The following is a 22,688-nucleotide window of genomic DNA, read 5'->3' on the forward strand; positions in this document are numbered from 1 at the left end:
GGTGCGGTGCCACCCACGACCGCGACGTCAACGCCGCAAAGAACATTCTCGCGCTCGGGCATGAGCGTCCAGTTGTGGGAATCCCAGCCCTTTAGGGCCGGGAGGATGTCAATCCTGCACCGTCACCCGGTTGCGGCCGTTTTTCTTCGACTGGTACAGCGCCTGGTCGGCCCATTCGATCAAGGCTTTGTAACCGTTGCTCGGTTTGCTGAGGTCAGCCACGCCCAGGCTGATCGTGCAGCGAATACTCTGGCCTTCGTGTTTCACCTCAAGCGCTTCAACCGCCGTGCGCAAGCGCTCGGCAAAGATACGCGCGCCTTCCTTGTCGGTGTCGGGCAGCAGCACGACGAACTCTTCACCGCCATAACGGCCGGCGATATCGGCACCGCGTACCTGAGCACGGACCACCTCGGCCATCGCCTGCAGCACCTGATCGCCCACCTGATGCCCCCAGCTGTCGTTGACGTGCTTGAAGTGATCGATGTCGAGCATCACCAGCGAGGTCTGTGAGCCGTAGCGACTGTGCCGGGCGTATTCCTGTTTGAGCGCTTCTTCCCAGTGGCCGCGGTTGTTCAGGCCAGTCAGCCGGTCGGTGCTGGAAAGCTTCTGCAACTGGCGGTTGGCGTTGAGCAGCTGATGCCGGTTGGCCGCCACGTCAGTGACGTCATAGATCACCAGGCAGGTGTGGCTGATCTGGTTGTTGGTGCCACGCAACGGAAACAGGCTGGTGTTCTGGTACATGAACTCTTCCTGGCCGGTGATCGGCTGGTAGTTCTTGAAGCGCACCAGGTACGGCCGCTGTTCCCAAATGGTGAATGCAGGCGTGCCCAAGGTGATGACGTTATCGACCTTCTTGCTGAACCAGGCCCGGTTGAGTTCCGGAAACAGCTCGAAGAACGACTTGCCGATGGCCTCGAACGGAATCACTCCGGAGCGGTTTTCCATGAACGTGTTCCAGACCTGCACTTGCAAGTCGCGGTCCAGCACGACAATGCCCACATCAATGTTCTGAGTGACCGCCAGTAGCCAGTGAAGCTCTTTGATATCGATACGCTCGTTCATGGATCAGCTCATCATGTAGGCAAGTTTGTTCGTGAGCCGCTCGACCGAGTCTTCGGTGAACAACATCAACAGATCGAAGTGAATATTGTGCCCTTCAACGCTGTAGCTGACCTCGACGGCCAGGGTCTTCTTCCAGCGTTTCTGGTTGACGTCGATCAGGTCGTCGATGCCGCCCTGCTGACCAAGAATCTGCGGGTGGCCCAGCGAAAACGGCACGTCGATCTGCTCACCGATACCGCTCAGGCAGGCACCGATCACCAGAGTCGAGAGGTCCAGGAGCATTTCCATGTCGGTGTAATCGGTGGAGTCTCGCTGCATCAGCCGGGCGATGTCGGCGACCTCCGAGTCATGCAACAGCAACAAGGCTTCACCGGCAATACCGCCGCCGATGTAACCCTGGCACACGGCGGTCAGCCGCTGACCACGCTGAGCATCGGCCAGGGCCATGTGCAACTCGCCCACCTCAAGCATATTGACGTTGGGCACCGGCAGTTGCACGAACACCCCCAGCACCTTGGCCAGCAACGCCGCGGCACGGCCCATGGCGACGTTGACCGTCTCGCGCATGGCATCCTGAAAGCTGATCCGGCCATCGGCGCCAGCAACGATATGCGGCGCCTTGACGGCAGGCGGGCCCAACAGCGCCAAGCGACTCAGGGTCGCTTGCAGCTCGGTGGGGTCAGCAGGCTTTTTCAGAAATGCCAGGGCGCCCAGCTCCATCACTCGCCGCACCGCTTCGTCCTGGACATCCCCGGACACCACAACGACCTTGGCCGCCAGTTGCTCCGAACGGATCGCTGCCAGGGTCTGATAGCCGTCCATCACCGGCATGGTCAGGTCCAGCAGAACCACCTCGCCCTGCCCCCGGCGTATGGCATCGAGGCCTTCAAGCCCGTTGGTGGCCATGGTCACCGACACATCCCAGTCTTCAGGCAAGGCCCGGAGTAACTGCTTGCGCGCCATGTTCGAGTCATCGCAGATCAGTAGCGCTATCGTGGGCATCGCATGGTTTCTCACTGCAAAGAAAAGTTTCAGACCAATAATGGAACAGCCTTGATGGCCATTGGCAAAGAGCAATTAAAAGCGAGCGTATAACACTCAATGCTGCCTGCGAAACGTTACGGTGGGTGGAATATTCACCTTTGCGCCCGCTTGCCTGCAGCAATGCAATTAGCATGCTCAAGCCCTTGCAGCACGGGCTTGCCAGAAAATACCAAGCCTGTGCGAAGACCATTGCAATACGCCGCAGGACAGCCGACAGCCGCTCAATATTGAACCCGCTAATCATTCTCAACCAGGTCGATGATTAACAGCGCGCGGTTGACGACTAATAGTGCGCAAACACGGCACTCAACGCATCAGCCTGCTGAACTTTCCCACCTTGCGGCGGTCCTGTTTCGCCCTGTACGAAATGATTGAACTTTTAATTCCTCGCGCTCTACGCGTTCTGCCAACCCGTTCGCCATTCTGCCAATATGCAGGCGTCATAGTGCTGACATTAATGACTCCGCTCAGTCGAACAACAGTCGCTAGCCAATGCGTGAGCGCCAGATAATTAATACCCTCAAAACAGCTCAATCAAAAATAGAAAAATGAAAAATATCACATAGTTACGATGATATCAAAACGATAACACCCTCGTTTGAGTTAATCATGACTGCCCGTAACTTCAAAAGTTTCCCGTTCTTTCCTACGCAAAAATCAAATTAATATTTTGCAATTCTTAAATTAAGTGCTAATAATCCCTGCACTTCCGGGATGCAAAGCAGTGCAGTTCTTCATCACATGATGTGACCCCCCTATTGTCGATTCTGTTGACCCCGGTACTACGATAGAACCCGAATCATTAGTTGCCCGCACGCTGTAGCGTACGGGCCGACTGCTGTAAGCGCACGATGACTGCGCGGGAGGCCACCATCGCTAGCAACCAACCCAAAGTCCGTATTCTGTCCATCTTCGGCACTCGCCCCGAGGCCATCAAGATGGCACCGCTGGTCAAGGCGCTGGCCGCCGAGCCCGGTATCAGTTCACGGGTCTGTGTCACTGGCCAGCATCAACACATGCTGCACCAGGTGCTGGAACTGTTTGAGCTCAAAGCCGATTACAGCCTGGAGGTCATGCGCCCCAATCAAGGGCTCAACGGCCTGACCGCCGCACTGTTCGAGGCCATCGACCCGATGCTGGAGATTGCCCAGCCCGACCGGGTGCTGGTCCACGGCGATACCACCACGGCCATGGTCGCCGCGATGGCCGCCTTCCACCGGCGTATTCCGGTAGGCCACGTCGAGGCCGGGCTGCGTACCGGCGATATCCGCCAGCCATGGCCTGAAGAGATGAACCGGCGCAGTATCGACATGACCGCCGACCTGCTGTTCGCCCCCACCGCTGAGGCGCGTCGCCATCTGCTTGGCGAACGCCAGCAGGGCCGTTCGTTCGTCACCGGTAACACGGTCATCGACGCCTTGCAGCAAACGGCCCGGCGCATCGAACGCGACAGCGAACTGCGCCAGCGCCTGGACCACCAGTTCAGCTTTCTGCTGCCCAGCCGCAAGGTGTTGCTGGTGACCGGTCACCGGCGCGAGAACTTCGGCGCAGGTTTTCTCGATATCTGCAAGGCGCTGCGTACCTTGGCACAGCGTCCGGATATCCAGATCGTTTACCCGGTGCACCTGAACCCCAACGTCAAGGGCCCGGTCACCGAGCAGTTGGGCAACCTCGGCAACGTGCACCTGATCGAGCCACTGGATTACCTGTCCTTCGTGCGCCTGATGCAACGCGCCCACGTAGTGCTGACCGACTCCGGCGGCGTTCAGGAAGAGGCGCCGTCGCTGGGCAAACCGGTGCTGGTGATGCGCGACGTCACCGAGCGCCCGGAAGCCGTGGCCGCTGGCACCGTGCGGCTGGTCGGCACCGCGCCGCAGTCGATTGTCGAGGGCGTCAGTGCGCTGTATGACGACGACCTGCTCTGGCGCCGCACAGCCCAGGCCAACAATCCCTATGGCGACGGCAAAGCCTGCACGCGCATCGTCGATGCACTGATGGGCCGACCGGTCGATGACTTCGTTCCCGGCCAGGCCGACTGGCCCCGCGCAGACTGGCTACAAAATACCGCAAGCCTGCCACCGGCGGCGCACTCAGCGTATTCACGGCCGTTCAACTCCTAGTTCGGCGCTTACTTCACCCGCGATTTCCATTCGTTCGAGACCACATTGATGAAGTCCATCCCTGCGGGCGCTCTCAGCGCCCTGGCCTGGGGTGCGAGCCTGTTTGTGCTCGCCCCCAACCTGACCCTGGCCGCCGACAGCCCGCTGACCCAGGCCATTGCCCGGCTCAACAGTGATCTGCGCCAGGACCGCGAGATCCGCCTGGCGGAACTGGGCATCAAGGCGCCCATCATCCTGGGCTCGACCGATGCGCGACGTGAGCTGTACCTGCCGGTACCGGCCGGCGTGCCGCTGCTCGATGCCAGCCTGAAGTTCGATGCCAGTTACCTGAATGGCGAAGGCGGCCGCAACACCCTGTTGTTGTCGCTCGATGGCTACCCGGTGCGCGCCCAAGGCCTGAACGAAGCCCAAGGCGATGCCAGCGTCAGTCTGGGCATCGACAAGGCGCCGCGTGACAGTGGTTCGGTGCGGCTGGGCGTGGCTTGGTCGTCGATCGTTTCCCGGGATCTATGCGAAGACGAACGGGTCATCGGCAACGTGCTGCGCATCGAGCCCGACACCCGCTTGCAGTACAGCTACGACGCCGGTCAATTGCGTGATATCGGCGCGGCCTGGAACGCCTTGCCTGGCAAACCCGGCGTGCTGGTCGCGCCCGGCAGCCTGAGCGCGCAGAGCTACGACGCGGTCTGGCGCCTGGGGGTGGCGCTGGAGCGCATTGGCAAGCAGGCGCAGATTCTGCCGTTGCCCGCCGTGGGCGATCAGCTTGATCTGAGCGCCCTGAATATCCCTGCAGCGCTGCGCAACGTGCCGGCTTTCGCCAGCCTGGCAGGCCAGGGCCGCTATACCCTCAAGACCCCCGCCGAAGTGGGTGCCCTGCTGGTGCTGGGCCAGACCCCGAATGTGCAGGCTGATCTGGCGATTGACGATGCGCAGCTGCTCAAGGCCATCAACCTGGCCCTGGACGCCTTACAGGCCGAAGTCCAGAGCCTGGATGGTCAGGCCGCTGCCGCGCTGACCCAGTGGCGCCAACGGCATATCGGCGCAGGCCTCGGTGCGTTGGGCAAGAACGAAGCGCGCCTGGCGCTGGTCGGTGCCCGGCCGATGCTGCTGATCGCCCCCGACGCCACGGTCAAGGCCATGAGCCTGTTCAACTCGGCGTGGAACAAACTGGCCCGCAATCGTCAGTTGACCATTGCCGAAGCGCAACTGCCATTGAGCGAGGACGGGCGTCTGGCCCTGTCACGTCTGGGCGGCTCACCGGGTGGTCTGCAAGTGCTGGCCAAGAGTGACTGGAGCGCCACTTTCCCGTTGGGCAACGTTGCCTATGACGGCCGCCTGCCGGTCAAGGCGGTGGTCGATCTGGCCAGTTCACCGGGCGCTTCAAGCACCGCGCCGGTGGCCTCGGTGTTTCTCAACGATTACCTGATCGGCGCCGCACAACTGGTCAGCGATGGCCACAAGCAACGCATCGAGGCGCGGATTCCGGCTTATGCGCTGGGCTCGCGTAACGTGCTGCGCGTGTCGTTCCAGCGCCAGCCAGTCAGCAACCGTTGCCTGGAAACCCCGCAGGCGTTTCCAGTCACGGTGCTGCCCACCAGCCATATCGTCCTGAAAGACAGCACGCCGGGCAGCGACTTCGCCGGCATGGCCGCACGCTTTGCCAAAAACAGCCAGATCCTGGTACCGCAAGCCTGGCTGGAGCAACCCGCCAGCAGCCTGCCAACCCTGATCAAGATCGCCGACGCGGCCGGCATCTCGCCACTGCGTGCGCAGCTCAAGGTGCAGGCCGACGGCAAGGCCGCGGTGGCCCCAGACCAGACGTTTCTGGCCTTCGAATTGCCCATCAAGGACAGCGATGCCGCTGTGCAGGTCGACGACCAAGGCCGCTTGCTGATCAACCACAAGCAGCAACGCCTGCTTGACCTGCAACAGCTGGACGGCATGGCCGCCCTGCAAGTGGTCACGTCCGGCGGTCAGCAGGGCCTGGTGTATCGCACCCTGGGCAGCCATGCCCCGCAGTTTGATGAGCCACTGCTGCTGACCCGCGGCAACGCCTCGATACTGGGTTCTGAAGGTGTGCTGTCGACCTTCGACACGCACGACCCCAGCGGCAGTCAGTTGATCGACGCCGACGAGCCACGCGGCCTGGAGGCCTGGCGTCAGCCGTCACTGCTGTGGCTGATCCCCGGTGCCCTGCTGTTGCTCGTCGTCATCCTGCTGGCCGGCCGCCGCGCCCGCCGTCAACGCCAGTAACGGGACCGCTCGATGACCTCGCTCTACTGGCCGTACTGGCTGGCTCATTACTACAGCTACCTGGAAGCCGCGACCCTGGTGGTCGCGGTGATCATCCTCATCTCCAGCCTCGACGACCTGATCGTCGACCTGTGGTACTGGGCGCGGCGGCTGTACCGCAAGTACACCGCCGAGCGCCGCTACCGGCCACTGACCGAGGCGCAGTTGCTGGCCCGTGACCAGCAACCCATGGCCATCATGGTCCCGGCCTGGCTGGAGTACGACGTCATCGCGCCGATGATCGAAAACATGGTCTCGACCCTGGACTACAAGCATTACGTGGTCTTCGTCGGGACTTACATCAATGACCAGCGCACCATTGATGAAGTCGAACGGATGCGCCGCCGTTACAAGCAACTGCATCGTGTCGAGGTGCCGCATGCCGGGCCGACCTGCAAGGCCGACTGCCTGAACTGGGTGATCCAGGCGATCTTCCACTACGAGAAAACCCACGGCATGAGCTTTGCCGGCACCGTGCTGCATGACAGCGAAGACGTGCTGCATCCGCTGGAGCTGCGCCTGTTCAACTACCTGCTGCCGCGCAAGGACATGATCCAGTTGCCGGTGGTATCGCTGGAGCGTAACTGGTACGAGTGGGTGGCAGGCACTTACATGGACGAGTTCGCCGAATGGCACGGCAAGGACCTGGTGGTGCGCGAAAGCATGACCGACACCGTCCCTTCGGCCGGGGTCGGCACTTGTTTCTCACGGCGCGCCCTGGAAGTGCTGGCAGCGGAAAACCAGAACCAGCCGTTCAACACCGACAGCCTGACCGAGGACTACGACGTCGGTGCGCGCCTGGCCAAATACGGCATGAACGCGATCTTTGTGCGCTTCCCGGTGCAGTTCCGGGTGCTGCGCAAGTCGTGGTTTCGCAAGCCGTATGAATCGACCCTGAACATGCCGCTGTGCGTGCGCGAGTTCTTTCCCGATACCTTCCGCACCGCGTTTCGCCAGAAAGCCCGCTGGACCCTGGGCATCGGCCTGCAGGGCTGGGAGCAGATGGGCTGGAGCGGCTCGCTGGCCAACCGTTATCTGTTGTTTCGCGACCGCAAGGGTATCGTCACCTCGTTCGTCAGCATCCTGGCCTACCTCATCCTGATTCAACTGGTGGCGCTGATCGTGCTGCGCTACAGCGGCCTGTGGGATACCAGCTTTCCGACCCTGTTCGATAACAGTGACCTGTTGAGCGTCCTGTTGCTGGCCAACGGCGCGGCACTGCTGTGGCGTATGGCCCACCGTTTCTATTTCACCAGCGTGCTGTACGGCTGGCAGCACGGGCTGTTGTCGATCCCGCGCATGGTGGTAGGCAACTTCGTCAACTTCATGGCCGCCGCCCGCGCCTGGCGCATGTTCCTGATTGGCAAGCTGCTGGGGCGCAAGCTGGTCTGGGACAAGACCATGCACGACTTCCCCTCCACCGACCTGGTGGCCAGCGCGCCGCGCAAGCTGGGCAGCGTGCTGCTGTCGTGGCAGGCGATCAGTGATGAGCGGCTGCAAAGCGCATTGGATGAACAGCACAGCCGTCCCCTGCCGCTGGGCCGAATCCTGCTGAGCCGTGGCTGGCTGGATGACGAAACCCTGGCCGAGGCGATCGCCTTTCAAAATGACCTGCCACGTATCTTCGACCTGCAGACGCAGTGTCAGGATGACCTGCTCGACCATGCGCTCGTCCTGCGCTGGCGTGCCGTGGCGCTGGGCGCAAATGAACACGGCCAGCCACGCATCGCCGTGACCAGCCCGCTGAGCGACGAAGCGCTGCAGCAAATCAGCATCGCGCTGGGCGGTGAGCCGTTGCAGTTGATTGCCCGGGAAAGCGAAATCAACGCCCAACTGCGCCGGATCGGCGCCGCCACACAAGGCCAGCAACCTGCCAAAGGCACGCCGCTGCTCGGCGACTTGCTGATCGAAGCCGGGCTGATCGACCGTCAGGTGTTCGACCGGGCGATGCTCAATTATCAGCCACAACAACACGGAAGAATCGGCGACTACCTGGTGGATCTGGGCGTGTTGCCGCGCGAGACCATCGAACAGGCCGTTGAACGCCAATACCGTTTTGAGCCAATGGAGTCCACGCCATGAAGCGCGCACTGCTGCCGTTAATGGCAAGCCTGGCCCTGCTGCCGGCCAGCGTCATGGCCGAAGTCCTGCCGCTGGCCTTGAGCGGCCCGGCGTATCACCTGGCCAACGAGGCTTACCTGGCCTATGACCGCAAAGATTACGACCAGGCGGTCGCCAAAGCCCGTGAAGCCCTGCGCCAGCGTCCTGATGTGAGCGAGCTGAACGATCTGGTCAAACTGGCGCTACGTGACAAGGATCGCCGCGACCACCCCGAGCGATACCCCGATGCACGGCCAAAACCCGGTTATCTGGCCGGTAATCAGTCGCTGCGCGAATACCGCAACGGCCATTACGATGCCGCCGCCAGGGCTGCACTCAAGGCCATCAGCCAAGCGCCTGAAAACCTCGACTATCGGCTGATGCTGATCGAAGCCCTGCAACGCCAGCAGAAGCTGGAGCAAGCCCACGCAGCCACCACCGAGGCCATCGCAACATTGGGGCCGCAACCGGAGCTGGTGCGCCGCCGACAGGCGATCGAAGAACAGCAGTCGGTAGTGATTGCCGCCAAAGGCTACGAGGCTCTGGCCCAGGGTGACAACGACAAGGCAGTGAGCCTGGCCCGTGATGTGGTGCAGCGCTATCCGCAGAACGTCGCGTACCGGCGCTTGCTGGTCAGTGCCCTGATCGCCCATCAGCAATACGAAGCGGCCCGCGCCGCCGCCAGCGAAGCCTTGGCCCTGCAAGGCAATGACGCCACGCTACTGGCCCAGCGCGGGCAGCTGCGCCAGCGCCTGGGCGACGACGCCGGCGCGCGCCAGGACTACGCCCAGGCATTGGCTGTCGGCAACCTGCCCGACCGTGAACGCGCGGCGCTGTATGCGGCCATGGGCCAACCCGATACAGCGCTTCGCTATCTGCAACAGGCACGGGCCAAGGGCGAGCTACAGGCCGGCGACGAAGTGCAGATTGCCTACTTCCTCAGCCAGGCCGGCGAGCAGGATCAAGCGCTGGCGACGTTTCGCCAGGTGGACCGCAGTACCGGCCTTAAACCGGTCGACCTGCGCAACGCGGCCTACACCGCACAGCGCAGTGGCGATGACGTGCAGGCGATTGCCTACTTCGAGCGGGTGCTCGATTATCAGCGGGCCGGCACGCTGGACATGAGCGAACAGGAGGTATTCGACACCCGTCGCTCGGTCGCCGACCTGTCACGGCAATGGAGCCTGACCAACACCAGCACTTACCGCGGCGCCAGCACCAGCAGCGGTCTGGGCGGCGCACCCGGTGCCAGCAACGACAGCCTGCAAAACAGCACCGAAGTGGCCTGGCGCCCGCTGGGCTACAACAATGCGCGGTTCTTCGAGCTGTACGGCCGGCTGACCGACACACTGTGGAGCAAGGACGACAACGACACCGGTCGCGATGCCTTGCAAGGCGCGCTGGGGATCCGCTTCAAGCCGTTGTCGGCGTACAACGTGATGCTGGCCCTGGAGCGCACCTTCCCGCTGGCCGGCTCGAATGTCGACGGCGACTGGCTGGTGCGCCTGGGCTACGGCTCAAGCATCGGCACCGACCTGCGGGTCGACAAACCCGGCTGGTGGACCTCCCAACTGTATATGGAGGCCGGGCGCTACCTGCAGAACAGGCGCAACTACTTCAACAGCGAATGGCAGATCGGCCGCAGCATTCGTCTGGACCGTATCAGCCGCCGGCTGGTGATTTTCCCGCACATCGTGGCGGCCGCCGACTACGACTCGAAGATGCGCAGCCAGGTCGATGACCTGGGCCGCCAGCGCAGCTCATCCGGCAACGCCGGCGGCGTCGGAGTCGGTGTCGGGGTGCGCTACTGGATGCGTGAAACTCGTAGCAAGGCACCACAGTCCTACATTGACCTGTCGTTGCAATATCGCGAGCGGGTCTTCGGTGACGATCGCGCCGAAGGCGTCTTCGCTCGCTTTACCTACTCGTGGTGACCATGCCCCAGCTACCGCTGCTCCGTCGTCTGTCAACCCGCGCCCGGGTGCTCACCGGCGTGCTGCTGGGCTTGATAGCACTCGGTACCGGATTGCTCTATGCCATCGACAGCGAGCGGCCCGCGCCCGACATCGCCGGCATCGTCTGGCAGCCGGACAACGCGACGGTGGGCATCCAGGGCCAGTGGCACACACTCGGCGCCAAAGAGCTGCTGGTGCAGTGGTCAGTGGTCGACGATCAGGCATTCATACCCGGCACCGGCCTGCCGGGCGTGCCGGTGATGCCCGACTGGGAACGCATCGCCCGCGAACCCTGGGCGCAGGGTGTGATTCTCGGCCTGGCCGGCTATTTCAGCGAAAACCGCTCACGGGACAACATCGAGCACCTCGCAGCGTTGTCAGAACAGCTGGCCAGGGTCCAGACACCGCTAAACGTCACCGGCTGGTATTTCCCCGCGGAAGTCGACCCCAGCTGGACCCGCGCCAAAGAGCTGCCCGCGCTACTGGCCAAACTGCCTCGCCCGCTGTGGATCAGTGTCTATGACGGTGCCAACATCGGCCCTGCCGCCACTGCCGACTGGCTGCAGAGCTGGCTGCCGGCAGATGTCGGGGTGTTCTTCCAGGACGGCGTGGGCGTCTATGCGCGCACCGCGCCGGTGGCCCGCACTTACATGGACGTGCTCAGCCAGCGGCTGGGCAAAGACCGCGTACGGCTGATCGTCGAAGCCTTCCGGCCGCAATGGGGCGGCGGCTTTCGTCCGGCAACGCTGGATGAGCTCAAACCGCAAATGGCAGCGTATGCCGGCTATCCGCTGTACCTGTTCGATGGCCCACACTATGTGACGCCTGAGCTGGTCGAGGGTCTGAACCCATAAACATCTGCCGGGGTGCCGTAAGACAACAACCGGCACGGTTAAATACCTCACTCAAATGAATGCAACTAATAATTCATTTGATGCCAAATAACGCCATCTTATATCCGGGCAGCGGCCTATAAGCCGCCTTTATATTTCATCGCCCGCGGGATTCTCAACACCCATAACCGGCCCACCGTTAGATCATGCCTTTAATGGCTTATGTGCTCAACCCGTCAAATTAATTGACGTCACCTCTTCGCCTGACGGCCCCTGATGAAAGGCTGGCGCGCCCAGATCTATTATTGACGCCAGAAAACACCCCATAAGCCCATTCATTTCGTTAGTTATAAATAACAATTTGGCGCCAGAAAATTATTTCCTGTTTAGTTTAAAAAAACAGTAGCACTTTGTAATTAACCAGTTATAAATTGGCATCACACACCTGTTGTGACTCAACGACCCATGAACTACTTCCGGCTCCTGAGCGTTCTCGTTCTGCAACTGGTACTGGCCTCTATTGGCTTGGCGCAGTCGAGTGTCGATCAAACGCCAGCGCTGACGCAAAAACGCACGCTCGACCAGGACGTGGGCGGTCTGGTCATGGCGCAAACCATGACCCTGGCAGGTCGCGCGTTCTACGACAGTTTCGCCAGTGCCTGGAACGACAAGGACCCCGATGGCCGCTTTAGCGTGTCCATCAGCGAACGGCCCACGGCCCGGCTGGGCAGTCAGGTGTTTGTCGATTACGGCCACCGGCGCCTGGTGCAGATGTTTCTGCCGCCTAACCGCAGCCTTATCCCGGCGTTGGGCGCCAATGCCGCAGAGCAGGTTTATCAGGCAATTCTGGAGTATCAGGTGGCACAGTTTTTTGGCGATCCCGATATCGGTCGCGACGAACTCTAAAGGTAAGGTTATGCACCGTTATGCTTTGTTGCCTATCAGCCTGGGGCTGCTCTTTATTCTGGGCGGTCGCGTGCAGGCCAGCGAACTGGTCTACACACCGGTCAACCCTTCATTCGGTGGCAATCCGTTGAACGGTTCGGTGTTGATGAACCAGGCCACGGCACAGAACAAGTTCAAAGAGTCCAGCGCGTCCACCACCCAAAGTTCGCTGGAGCAGTTCAACAGCATGTTGCAGAGCGCCATTTTAAGCCGGGTCTCTTCGGCAGTGACCTCCAGCATCGTGGGCGCCGATGGCAAACTTTCGCCCGGCGTGGTTGAAACCACCGACTTCAGTATTGCCATTACCAACTTGCAAGGCGGGCTGCTACAGATTGTCACAACCGACAAAAGAACCGGCCAGACCACCCAGTTTCAAGTGAACCAACCGTAATACCGCCGTACTTGCTGTTCCTGCATTCACCGACCTCAAGAACCTGATCCTATTAATAAGGAAGACGTCCATGCGCACTCAAAAATCCCTGCTTTCACTCGCGGTTCTGGTTGCCCTGTCCGGTTCTGCACTGGCTGACAACAGCACCGTCAACGCCATCCAGAACGGCTCAAGTAACGCCATTACTTCGACTCAGATCGGTGCCAACCAGTCCTCGGTCTATGCCGAGCAGAACGGCAGGCGCAACACCGCCGGTATTGAGCAGACCGCCACCAGCAGCAGCGTGAGCGCGGTGCAGGCCGGCAGCAACAACACCGCGACAGCCCAGCAAAACGGCAACAGCAACCAGACCGGCATCAAACAGGTTGGTAATGGCGGTCAGACAGCCGCTGTGAAACAGGGCAGCGCGAACAACACCGCCAGCGTCGAGCAGACCTGGAACACCAACAGCACCGTGCAGATCGACCAGGGCCATACCTACGGCGGCAACAACAACCAGGCGTACGCCACCCAGAACGGTAACAACGGCACCACCAGCAACACCATTCAATGGGCCGGCTCAAACAACCTGGCGTCGAGCAACCAGCAAGTCAACAACGCTGCGCAGTCCACCATTAGCCAGCGCGATGGCAATAACAACAAGGGCTGGGTGACCCAGGTCGGCAACAACGTGGCCACCGCCACCATTGCCCAGTCACGCGGCGACAGCAACGAAGGTTCGATCAACCAGCAGTACGCGATTTACAACAACGCGGCCGGCATCGACCAAAGCTATGGCAGTGCCAACAAAGCGGCCATCGGCCAGAACGGCGGCTGGAACAACACCGCCACCGTGACTCAGGCCAACGGCAACCAGAACCAGGGTTATGTCACCCAGACCGCCGTGGCTGAGAGCAGCGCCGCCGTCAAGCAGACCCAGGGCAGCAACAACACCGCCAACGTCAACCAGTCCTACGGCTGGAAACTGGTCGCCAACGTCGAGCAGAAAGGCAACAACAACCAGGCCAACACCGTGCAGACCGGCGCTTACAACGAAGCCCGCCTGCTGCAGGACGGCTACAACAACGTGGCCAACGTCAACCAGAGCGGCATCGGCCTGGTCGGTCAGAGCAACGTCGTGGCGCTGACCCAGGCCAACAGCAACAACGTGGCCAACGTTACCCAGACCGGCGGCGCCGGCAACACCGCCACTATCACCCAGCGTTAATGGCTGTAGCCCCGCCCCCCACCCCGGGGGGCGTTCTGGGGAGTCACGGGCATGTACATCCCCGCGTTATCATTAATTGGGTGTGCAGCAATGCTGGTCAGCGGTTGTGCTACGTCCCGTCCAGCGGCGACCTTCAACCCCGCGTCGCTGGCTCCCCCTACCCAAATTTCCCGCGATCTGGCCAACCTGCCAGCCCCGGCCGGCCCGATTTCCGTGGCAGTCTATGGCTTGCGCGACCAGACCGGCCAATACAAGCCTTCACCAGACAGCTCGTTTTCCACGGCCGTCACCCAAGGCGCCGCGTCACTGCTGGTGACCGCCCTGCGTGACTCGAAGTGGTTCAAGCCGATGGAGCGTGAAAACCTGCAGGACCTGCTCACCGAGCGCAAGATCATCCGCGCGCTGGAGCAACCTCAGGACCAGGCCCAGGTACAGTTGCCCCCCCTGCGGCCCGCCAACCTGATCGTTGAAGGCGCCATCGTCGGCTACGAAAGCAACGTCCGCACCGGCGGTCTGGGCGTGCGTTACCTGGGCATCGGCCCTTCAGAGCTGTATCGCCAGGATCAGGTCACCGTCAACCTGCGGGCCGTGGACATCCGCACGGGCGAGATTATCCAGAGCATCACCACGACCAAAACGATCTTTTCCATCCAGGTCGATTTCGGCGTTTTCAAATATGTCTCGCTCAAGCACCTGCTGGAAGTCGAGACCGGTATCAGCCGCAACGAACCGGTCCAGCAGTGTGTGCGTGAAGCCATCGAGACCGCGCTGGTGCACATGGTTGCCCAAGGTGTGCGTGACGGCAGCTGGCGTCTGAAAAACCCTGACGACATCAACCAGCCGCTGCTGCAGGCCTATTTGAAGAATTACGACGAACAGACGCTGGCCATGCCTCTTACCGGGTCCGACAAATAATCCTTACGGAGCAGATCATGGCATTTAACATCAACCTGCGCGGCCATCTGGCCGCCGTCCTGCTGATCAGCAGCGGCCTCTGCCAGGCCGCGGATCTGCAAGCTGAAGCCCGCTACGCCGGCATCGTCAACGGTAAAGTGGCAAACATCGAACAGATCGGTTCCTGGAACCAGACCCGGGTCGAGCAAAGCGGTGCCAGCCAGCAACTGACCCAGCGTCAGGACGGCAATCGCAACCAGGCGCAGATCAGCCAGAGCGGCGCGAACAACCAGGCTTACCTGCAGCAGACCGGCAACGCCAACGACATCGTGCTCAGCCAGGCCGGCAGCTACAACCAGGCCAGCCTGCAACAAAACGGTCTGAACAACAGCGCCAACGTCCAACAGAGCGGCGCCTACAATCAGGCGCAGGTCAGCCAGTACGGCAATGGCAACCAGGCCAGCGTGCAACAGAGCGGCTTCGGCGGTACGGCCTCAGTCACCCAGTACGGCAACAATTCCACCGCCAGCATCAAACAATGGTGACCCCGATGATCGACATCTCCCAACTGGTGGTATCGATCGACACCCAGCGCAACGCCGAGGCGGTGCTGATAAGCCCGCTGCTGCAAAGCCCTGCGCCGCTGACCCTGCAATACCGCCTGAGCGTTCGCCAGACCAGCAGCAACGGCACCTCAAGCATCAGCCAGAGCGGCGACCTGCACAGCGGCGTGGCCTCTTCAGTCGTGCAAATCAGCCTGCCTTCAGGCGCGACATGCCAGATCCATCTGCAAGTTCTGCAGGACAATCAGGTGCTCAAACAACTCGAACGCGATTGCGAATAGCCCATATCCGGCTGCGAATCAGTATGCTTGTCGCCAACACCACTGATCGACAGAGGGACCTATGTCGCTGCCACGCTCGCTGCTGCTTCTCACCGCCTTGATCCTGCCTGCACTGCCTGTCCAGGCCAAAGAACCGCAATACAGCGTCACCTATGACCGCTGCATGGACACCTCCGGCGGCGTTACGGTGGAAATGCTCGACTGCAACGCAGCCGAGCTCAAACGCCACGACGCCCGCCTCAACGCCCAGTACAAAGCCGCCCTGGCTGCCCACGGCGAAACCCAGCAAGCGCTGCTGCGCGAGGCCCAGCGCCAGTGGATCAAGTACCGCGATGCCAACTGCAGCTTCTATGCCCAGCTCACCGGCGGCACCATGGACCGCCTCAACAGCAGCAGTTGCGTACTCGAAGCCACCGCGCGGCGGGCTGATGAGCTGGAAGGACTGGCGGGTATGTGAGCGTCATGAACCTGCTCGACCACTACCTGCCCGGCTACCAGTTTCAGGAAATACGCCAGACGAGTGCCACGCCCGAGCAACCGGCCTACGCCGACAGAGCGACGATGGCCTGGAAACCATGGCTGACGGTGCAGTATTCAACAGGATGAAACACATGGCCCAGACCTTTACCGGCGGCTGCCTGTGTGGTGCGATCCGCTTCGAAGCCCACGGCGCCGCTGGCAACCCGCACAACTGCTCATGCCGGTTCTGCCAGCGCCACACCGGCAGCCTGAGCGCACCCTGGGTGGAATACCCCAGCGACCAGATACGCTGGACCGGCCCCGGCGGTGCACCGGCCACCTGGCGCTCCAGCGATTATTCGAGCCGGGCCTTCTGCGCCACCTGCGGCAGCTCACTCGGTGCGATAGACGATGCGCCGACAGTCGCCCTGCTGATCGGCTGCTTCGACGACCCACGTAACCTGGACTTCAAGCCGGAGTATCACTCGTTTGAAGACCGGCTTGTTTGAGCGTACGTACGAATAGCCAAAGGCTTACACGCGCCAGAGAACAATTGCCATTTGCGCACCCCGGCGACAAGCCTATATTCAGATCCAACCACTGGTGAACAGGATGCTCACCAGGATCAAGGACGATCGACCGTGAAGGGATACTGCCGACAGGGAGTTGGAATGGTCTGGGACAAAAAACCCGCTGCGGCGGGTTTTGTTTTTTCTGCGGTATTGCAACGGCTCGTTATACCTCAAAATCCTTATGTACCTTTTTCAGTACGTCTAACGAAAAGGGCAGATTTGCATTCCCAAAGGGTGTTGCTTAAAATCGACCACGACTACGCAGACAGCAGAAAATTTGTCGGCGGAGCTGCGAAGACCTGGCTAGCCAAGGTCATATGAAGGGAAATCCTGGGCGTATGGGTTGTTCTGCTTAAATGCAGGAGACTCGCCTTCGAAGCCGTCCTTCCTCGTAGTCACCTGATTTTCCGGATCTTGGCCTCAGTCGCGTGATACGCAGTGACTGGGGCCAAGTACCTTCTGACCCCATCCTCGCACACCTTCACAACAGCCAGAGCGTAGTAGCTACCTCGGCCTATACTGACCTTTCTGCCCGTATTGAAGAGAATGCCTTGTGCATGCTTTGGCTTATTCAGGCCCACCTGGCTATAGGCACAGTACGCGTTGACCAGGATCTGCAAAGCCTCCTCCGACGTACAGTGATCTTTGGTTTCGCGAGCGTCCAAGGGGTGAGCAATAGCCTGGAGGTCCATGAGAATTCCCCTTTGATTTGGCTCAGGCCAACCCTTTTCCCGGCAAATCCGCTTAATCCGGTCAAACTGTTTGGGGGTCAACAGATAGGTGAATTCGGGGGCATGCTGTACCTGATTCAGGTCGACTCCGGCCTCACGCATATTGATGACTGCATTCATCAGCTCACGAAAGGCATCTGCCAGGCTGTCGTCTCCCAGCTGCACGGCAGTTTTCTTCATCGTCGTATTTCCTTGGCGCTCAACGATCAAATCGTCCACAAAATGCCTTCATTCCCTTTGACCCATTCCAAAGCGGCAAGCTTTTCAACGTGGCACGGCCGCCAATGGTAGCCTCCAGGTACAAATAGCCAAAGGCTTACACGCGCCAGAGAACAATTGCCATTTGCGCACCCCGGCGACAAGCCTATAGTCAGATCCAACCACTGGTGAACAGGATGCTCACCAGGATCAGGGACGATCGACCGTGAAGGGATACTGCCGACAGGGAGTTGGAATGGTCTGGGACAAAAAACCCGCTTCGGCGGGTTTTGTTTTTTCTGCGCTTTCAGTTTTTCAAGCGTTCAGCCGCCTTGGTATAAACCTGGCTACGTTCACGCTTGTCTACTGCCACCACGAACACGACCACTTCATGGTCAATAACCTGGTAGACCAAGCGATATCCGCTGCTGCGTAATTTAATCTTGTAGCAGTCTGCAAACCCCTGCAGTCGGTTGGCGTCAACACGTGGATTGACCAGCACTGCAGCGAGCTTCTTTTTGAGTTGCTGGCGAATGGTATCGCCAAGCTTGTGCCACTCCTTCAACGCCCTCGCATCAAACTCAAGACTAAAGGTCATCCAGTGAAACCTTTACTCGCTGAGGTTCAGCAAGCCGCTCACGCAGTGTTGTCAGTAGCGCTTCATCCTCTTCGGTAACCAAAACCGGCCTGAAAGGTAACTGCCCCCGTTCTGCCACATATTGCAGCGCCTGACGCATCAGTTCGGAGGGGGTAACGCCAAGCCTCTCCAGCTCCCGGTAAGCCCGCAGTTTCAGATCATCGTCGATACGGATGTTGATGGACGCCATGACCAACCCTCGATGTAATGACATTTGTGCATACACTGAACCAGATTTCTGTTTCAAGCAAGCCCCTTTGGCGATGTACGGACCTGTCCAGTCATGGTGCACAGATCCTTTCAGCAATAGCCAAAGGCTTACACGCAGCAGAGAACAATTGCCATTTGCTGCCCCCGGCGACAGGCCTATATTTACATCCAACCACTGGTGAACAGGATGCTCACCAGGATCAAGGACGATCGACCGTGAAAGGATACTGCCGACAGGGAGTTGGAATGGTCTGGGACAAAAAACCCGCTTCGGCGGGTTTTTTATTGTCTGCTGAAAAGACCTAGCGTTTCCCGACCTGGCCCTTGAACCAGGCATACAACCCGGCTGCGCTCTGCCGGTAGCCTTCGGCAGTCAGATGGACCAGGTCCGGGCGGGCCAGGTCGCGGGCTTGCCAGCGCTCGATGGCGCAGTTGCCGCCCATGAACGCCTGCCAGTCCCAGAACAACGCATTGACCTGAGCGGCGACCCGGCGCTGGATCTGGATCACCGGGCGCAGGTTGTTGGCCTGTTTGCTTTCGCAACGCGCCGCACGCTTGTTACGCACCGAGTCCGGGGCGCTGACCACCAACAACACCGTGCCGGGCAAGGCCTTGCGAAGCATCTGCAGCCGCTCGCGCAGGCGCTGCTCGTAGAGCGCCGGCTCCAGGCTGTCGTCGTAGGCTTCGTTGGTGCCATAGGCGAGGATCAGCAAGTCCGGGCGCAATTGTTTGAGGGTGTCGAGCCAGCCGGCCTGCCACTTGTCGACCACATCGAAGGTCGCACCATTGATGCCCAGCGCCGAATACAGCACGCCATTGTTGCGCTGCGACTGCAACAGCCAGCCGCCCACCGCCAGACCATTGCTGCTGGCAAAGTTCAGCTCGACAGGCAGGCGCACATTGCTGATCGGCTGGCTGAAACGCCACTGGCCTTGAGTGACCGGCAATGCCCGGGCCTGGGTCGCGGTGTCTTTAGCCTGCAAAATGGTGCCGCGACTGGTCTGGTAGAGGGTCGACAGCGTATAGCGCTGTTCGCTCGGCTCACGGCTTTGCAGGGTCACGCCGGGACGGCTGGCGATCGGCAGCGACAGGTAGCCGCCCAGCGGAAATTGTGTGCTTTGCTGATTGCGCGCCGACACCAGGTCCCACTGACGTTTGCCGGTGTTGATGATCACCTGCTCGTAACGGGTGCCCGGGACCGGCGTGGCGGCGATAAAACCGATCCCGCCGTCGCCGTAGTCTTGCTGGAACAGCCGGCGCAGCTCGCCGCTGAACAAGTCGGCGGCCGTGTGTGAGTCGCCCAACTGGACGATATTGACCGGCTGACGCTGGGCGTTCTTGAGCTTGAGCGCCAGTTGGCTCAGGTTCGGGTCGACCCGGTTGGCCGGCAGCAAGGGTGTCCAGGCTTTGGTCACGATGCGCGTGGGCGGGCGCGGCGCTTCAGGCTGAACCGCAGCCGCACTCAGGGACAGGCCCGTCAGCAGCAGACAAAGGGCACCTCTAAAAACGACCTGCGTTGCCATCGCAGCGTTTTTAGAAGCACCCCAAAGGGCATGTTTGATCAACTCAACGCTCCGATAAACCAGGTTGGTGGACATCAATCAGGGTGAGCACCTTATTGGCGATCAGCCGCTGGCCCAATGGCGTGAAATGGATACCGTCGTCCCCACGAATCTTGCTCTTCTTGCCCGTCTCGTCGGTCATGTAGAACGAAAAATCATCGGCGCCGTAACCGAATACATCGTTGGCCGACAGGTAGAACTGCTGGTACTGCTGCGCCTCACTGCGATACACCTCGCGCAGGTACTGCATGGCCGTGGACAGTCTGGGGGTGTTCATGTTCGGCGGGCCGACCCAGATGACCCGGGCATTGTATTGCCGGGCCTGTTCGAGAATCGATTGCACACGCTGACGATATAGCGCTTCCCAGGCTTCGCTCTTGAAACGCAGGAATGGCTTGCCACGACTTTCGGGCATGTCCCAGGGATCGTTGGGGCCGAGAAACACCACCAGCAGACGAATGTTGCGGTGCGCCTCCAGGGTTTCATGCACGGTCTGCGGCCAGTTGAAGAAGCCTGGATACGCAAGCCCGGTGCTCTGTTTGCTCAGGTTGATGCTCTTGATGTTGAAGCGCTTGAGCAAGGTATTGGCCAGATGCGGCGCCACGCCTTGCATCAGCGAGTCGCCGACAAAGAACACCTCGTCGCCGGGCTCAAGGATGACCTGCCGGGTATTGATTGAACGGGCAGGCACCGGCGCGACGGTCGATACTGCGGGCGCCGCAACAGGCGTCTGGGGTGCAGCAGGCGGCGGCAGTACAGGAACCTCGACCGGCGCAATATACACCGGTGCCTCGGCAGCACCGGCCATGACCGTCACCGCTGCCACCGTGGCGGGCAGTTGCACCACCGGCTCCGGCGGCACGCCGTCTGTACGCTTGCCAAGCTCGGCGACAAACGCATCGCGCCCCTGGCCCATGGCCCGCGTGATGTCCGCCCCCAGGCGCCACGCCGGGTTATCGCCCAGCCCGGGCAGTTCGCAACTGCGGTGGTACTTCTGCTGACAGTACAGACGCATCGAGTCCTGATTCAGCCAGCAGAGAATGATCATGGTCGTCAGCAGCATCAGCAGGGTCTTCAACGCAACCCGCAGACTGCTCCCAACAGTGGTGGACTCAAAAACTGGCATAAATGAAACCCGGCACGCCCGCAGGCGAGGCAAAGATGACCACGGAAATGAACAGCCCCAGCACCACCGGATACACCACCGCCGGCATCCGCTCGCCCGCCGCCAGCAGCTCACGCACGACACTCACCCAGGCCGGATACAACACCAGCACCGCCAGGCACGCCAACACCTTGAGTCCCGCATCACTGCTAAGGCCGTGCAATGACAGACCGGCCAGACCGTTGAGCAGTTCGCTGGCGTCTTCCAGCGTCGCACTGCGAAAGAAGATCCACGCCAACGCCACGTAATGGAAGGTCAGCAAACGTGCCAACAGACGTCCGCCCGGCCAACTGGCCTGCTCAGGCACCCAGTGCGACCACAATTTGTAGATCGCCAGACCAATACCGTGCAGCGCGCCCCAGACGATGAAATTGACGCTGGCGCCGTGCCAAAGACCGGAGATCAGCATGGCGATCATCATGTACAACATACCCAGCCACAGGCCATGCCGGTTGCCGCCCAGCGGGATATAGATGTAGTCGCGGATAAAGCGCGACAGGCTGATGTGCCAGCGGCCCCAGAACTCCTTGAGGTTATGCGCCAGGTACGGGTCGTTGAAGTTGTCCGGCAAGCGAAAGCCCAGCAACAGCGCGATGCCGGTCACCAGGTTGGTGTAGCCGCTGAAGTTGAAGTAGATCTGCAGCGAGTAACCGTAGACCGCCAGCAGGATCTGCTCCGGCGAACCCGCCGAGGGGGTGTCGAAAATCGGGTCGACCCACTCGTTGGCCAGCCAGGAGCTGAGCAAAAACAGCTTGACCGCCGCCAGACCGATCAAACCCAGCGCGCGCTGCGGCTCAAGCACCTGACGCAGGCCGTCGGGACGAATCTGTGGCAGAAAATGCAAGGCTCGGTTCACCGGGCCGGCAATCAGGCTCGGAAAGAACGCCAGGTACAGGGCCAGATCCGGCAGCCCCGCCGGCTTGAGCTCGCCCCGGTTGATCGACACCAGATAACTGACCGAATGGAACACATAGAACGACAGCCCTACCGGCAGCAGCACCTGAAACACCGGCAACGCCAGGTTCAGACCCAATGACTGCCCGGCCGCCTGCACGGTCGTGGCCAGCAAGTCCTGATACTTGAAGCAGTAGAAACAGCCAAACACCACCGTGAGTATCAGCAGCCGTATGAACCAGCGCCCGGGCCATCGCGCGCTCAGATGCCCCAGGCCATATACCACCGCGGTGTAGCCCAGCAGCACATAGAGAAAGCTCAGGCCAAACGAGGCGAGGATGCCGTAACTGGCCGCCAGCAACAGCAGGTTCTGCAAGCGCGTGCTGGCGCACAGGCCCCAGTAGAGAATGAAAAAAGGCAGGAAACAGAGACCGAATTCGATCGAGAAATAGCTCATGCGCGTAGTCCGTTACGTCCGATTTCAGCGGGCTGGGCGAAGCGGCGCGATTATGTCAGAGCGTAGGGATCTGTAACAGGATGTATGAAGAACGCAGCCTGAAAGATAGAGCGCAG

General features: G+C 60.7%; 23 protein-coding genes. 15 read left to right on the forward strand and 8 right to left on the reverse strand.

The annotated features are described in order from the left end of the window. Positions 1-108 precede the first annotated feature (108 nt). Both NRB16_RS18790 and NRB16_RS18795 read right to left on the reverse strand, forming a co-directional pair. The gene (locus tag NRB16_RS18790) at positions 109-1,062 is read right to left on the reverse strand and encodes a sensor domain-containing diguanylate cyclase (RefSeq protein ID WP_045492854.1); all 954 of its coding nucleotides are present in this window, start codon (positions 1,060-1,062) and stop codon (positions 109-111) included. Positions 1,063-1,065: 3 nt separating this feature from the next. After that, positions 1,066-2,064, reverse strand: a complete 999-nt coding sequence (locus NRB16_RS18795; protein ID WP_045492857.1) for a response regulator — start codon at positions 2,062-2,064, stop codon at positions 1,066-1,068. A gap of 914 nt (positions 2,065-2,978) precedes the next feature. Between NRB16_RS18795 and wecB the strand changes: the two genes are divergently transcribed. The 15 genes from wecB to NRB16_RS18870 all read left to right on the forward strand — a co-directional run bounded on the left by wecB (position 2,979) and on the right by NRB16_RS18870 (position 17,039). Further along, positions 2,979-4,226: a non-hydrolyzing UDP-N-acetylglucosamine 2-epimerase gene (gene wecB, locus NRB16_RS18800; RefSeq protein WP_045495059.1), complete on the forward strand. Its 1,248-nt coding sequence runs from the start codon at positions 2,979-2,981 to the stop codon at positions 4,224-4,226. A gap of 48 nt (positions 4,227-4,274) precedes the next feature. Then, positions 4,275-6,479: a cellulose biosynthesis cyclic di-GMP-binding regulatory protein BcsB gene (locus NRB16_RS18805; RefSeq protein WP_257106659.1), complete on the forward strand. Its 2,205-nt coding sequence runs from the start codon at positions 4,275-4,277 to the stop codon at positions 6,477-6,479. Between the two features lie 12 nt (positions 6,480-6,491). Beyond that, complete coding sequence (locus NRB16_RS18810; protein ID WP_257106660.1) at positions 6,492-8,600, forward strand: glycosyl transferase family protein; 2,109 nt, start codon at positions 6,492-6,494, stop codon at positions 8,598-8,600. Then, a complete protein-coding gene (locus NRB16_RS18815) occupies positions 8,597-10,552 on the forward strand; it encodes a tetratricopeptide repeat protein (RefSeq protein WP_257106661.1) in 1,956 nt (651 codons plus the stop codon). Before NRB16_RS18810 ends, NRB16_RS18815 begins: the two co-directional genes overlap by 4 nt. Positions 10,553-10,554: 2 nt before the next feature. Then, positions 10,555-11,427: a hypothetical protein gene (locus tag NRB16_RS18820; RefSeq protein ID WP_253141019.1), complete on the forward strand. Its 873-nt coding sequence runs from the start codon at positions 10,555-10,557 to the stop codon at positions 11,425-11,427. A 444-nt stretch (positions 11,428-11,871) separates the two neighbouring features. Beyond that, positions 11,872-12,312, forward strand: a complete 441-nt coding sequence (locus NRB16_RS18825; RefSeq protein WP_257106662.1) for a curli production assembly/transport protein CsgE — start codon at positions 11,872-11,874, stop codon at positions 12,310-12,312. Between the two features lie 10 nt (positions 12,313-12,322). Beyond that, complete coding sequence (locus NRB16_RS18830) at positions 12,323-12,742, forward strand: curli assembly protein CsgF (protein ID WP_045492869.1); 420 nt, start codon at positions 12,323-12,325, stop codon at positions 12,740-12,742. Positions 12,743-12,812: 70 nt separating this feature from the next. Next, positions 12,813-13,949 (forward strand): hypothetical protein, encoded by a 1,137-nt coding sequence (locus NRB16_RS18835; RefSeq protein ID WP_045492871.1) that lies wholly within the window; start codon positions 12,813-12,815, stop codon positions 13,947-13,949. 90 nt (positions 13,950-14,039) lie between these two features. Next, a complete protein-coding gene (locus tag NRB16_RS18840) occupies positions 14,040-14,864 on the forward strand; it encodes a CsgG/HfaB family protein (protein ID WP_231906518.1) in 825 nt (274 codons plus the stop codon). Positions 14,865-14,881: 17 nt separating this feature from the next. After that, on the forward strand, positions 14,882-15,388 hold the full coding sequence (locus tag NRB16_RS18845) for a curlin-associated protein (RefSeq protein ID WP_257106663.1): 507 nt from the start codon (positions 14,882-14,884) through the stop codon (positions 15,386-15,388). Between the two features lie 5 nt (positions 15,389-15,393). After that, the gene (gene csgH / locus NRB16_RS18850) at positions 15,394-15,687 is read left to right on the forward strand and encodes a curli-like amyloid fiber formation chaperone CsgH (RefSeq protein WP_253141017.1); all 294 of its coding nucleotides are present in this window, start codon (positions 15,394-15,396) and stop codon (positions 15,685-15,687) included. Positions 15,688-15,748: 61 nt separating this feature from the next. Then, a complete protein-coding gene (locus NRB16_RS18855) occupies positions 15,749-16,144 on the forward strand; it encodes a lysozyme inhibitor LprI family protein (protein WP_045492879.1) in 396 nt (131 codons plus the stop codon). Between the two features lie 5 nt (positions 16,145-16,149). Beyond that, entirely contained in the window at positions 16,150-16,293 is a 144-nt protein-coding gene (locus NRB16_RS18860) for a hypothetical protein (protein ID WP_158497600.1), read from the forward strand. Between the two features lie 5 nt (positions 16,294-16,298). After that, on the forward strand, positions 16,299-16,655 hold the full coding sequence (locus NRB16_RS18865) for a GFA family protein (RefSeq protein WP_045492882.1): 357 nt from the start codon (positions 16,299-16,301) through the stop codon (positions 16,653-16,655). Positions 16,656-16,817: 162 nt separating this feature from the next. After that, positions 16,818-17,039, forward strand: coding sequence for a hypothetical protein (locus tag NRB16_RS18870; RefSeq protein ID WP_257106664.1), 222 nt, complete (start codon positions 16,818-16,820; stop codon positions 17,037-17,039). A gap of 74 nt (positions 17,040-17,113) precedes the next feature. Here the strand turns inward: NRB16_RS18870 and NRB16_RS18875 are convergent, their stop codons facing one another. From NRB16_RS18875 to NRB16_RS18900, 6 genes are all read right to left on the reverse strand, one after another. Further along, positions 17,114-17,668 carry a hypothetical protein gene (locus NRB16_RS18875; RefSeq protein WP_144403350.1) on the reverse strand — a complete coding sequence of 185 codons (555 nt, stop codon included), beginning with the start codon at positions 17,666-17,668 and terminating at the stop codon, positions 17,114-17,116. 286 nt (positions 17,669-17,954) lie between these two features. Beyond that, positions 17,955-18,245 carry a type II toxin-antitoxin system RelE/ParE family toxin gene (locus tag NRB16_RS18880; protein ID WP_045492887.1) on the reverse strand — a complete coding sequence of 97 codons (291 nt, stop codon included), beginning with the start codon at positions 18,243-18,245 and terminating at the stop codon, positions 17,955-17,957. Continuing rightward, positions 18,235-18,474: a type II toxin-antitoxin system RelB/DinJ family antitoxin gene (locus NRB16_RS18885; protein ID WP_045492890.1), complete on the reverse strand. Its 240-nt coding sequence runs from the start codon at positions 18,472-18,474 to the stop codon at positions 18,235-18,237. Before NRB16_RS18885 ends, NRB16_RS18880 begins: the two co-directional genes overlap by 11 nt. 322 nt (positions 18,475-18,796) lie before the next feature. Then, on the reverse strand, positions 18,797-19,909 hold the full coding sequence (locus NRB16_RS18890) for an SGNH/GDSL hydrolase family protein (protein ID WP_231906520.1): 1,113 nt from the start codon (positions 19,907-19,909) through the stop codon (positions 18,797-18,799). A 151-nt stretch (positions 19,910-20,060) separates the two neighbouring features. Continuing rightward, positions 20,061-21,119: an SGNH family hydrolase gene (locus NRB16_RS18895; RefSeq protein ID WP_231906522.1), complete on the reverse strand. Its 1,059-nt coding sequence runs from the start codon at positions 21,117-21,119 to the stop codon at positions 20,061-20,063. 49 nt (positions 21,120-21,168) lie between these two features. Beyond that, positions 21,169-22,572, reverse strand: a complete 1,404-nt coding sequence (locus tag NRB16_RS18900) for an MBOAT family protein (RefSeq protein WP_045492897.1) — start codon at positions 22,570-22,572, stop codon at positions 21,169-21,171. Between the last annotated feature and the right edge of the window lie 116 nt (positions 22,573-22,688).

The sequence above is a fragment of the Pseudomonas sp. LJDD11 genome, assembly GCF_024584215.1.
Taxonomy (GTDB): Bacteria; Pseudomonadota; Gammaproteobacteria; order Pseudomonadales; family Pseudomonadaceae; genus Aquipseudomonas.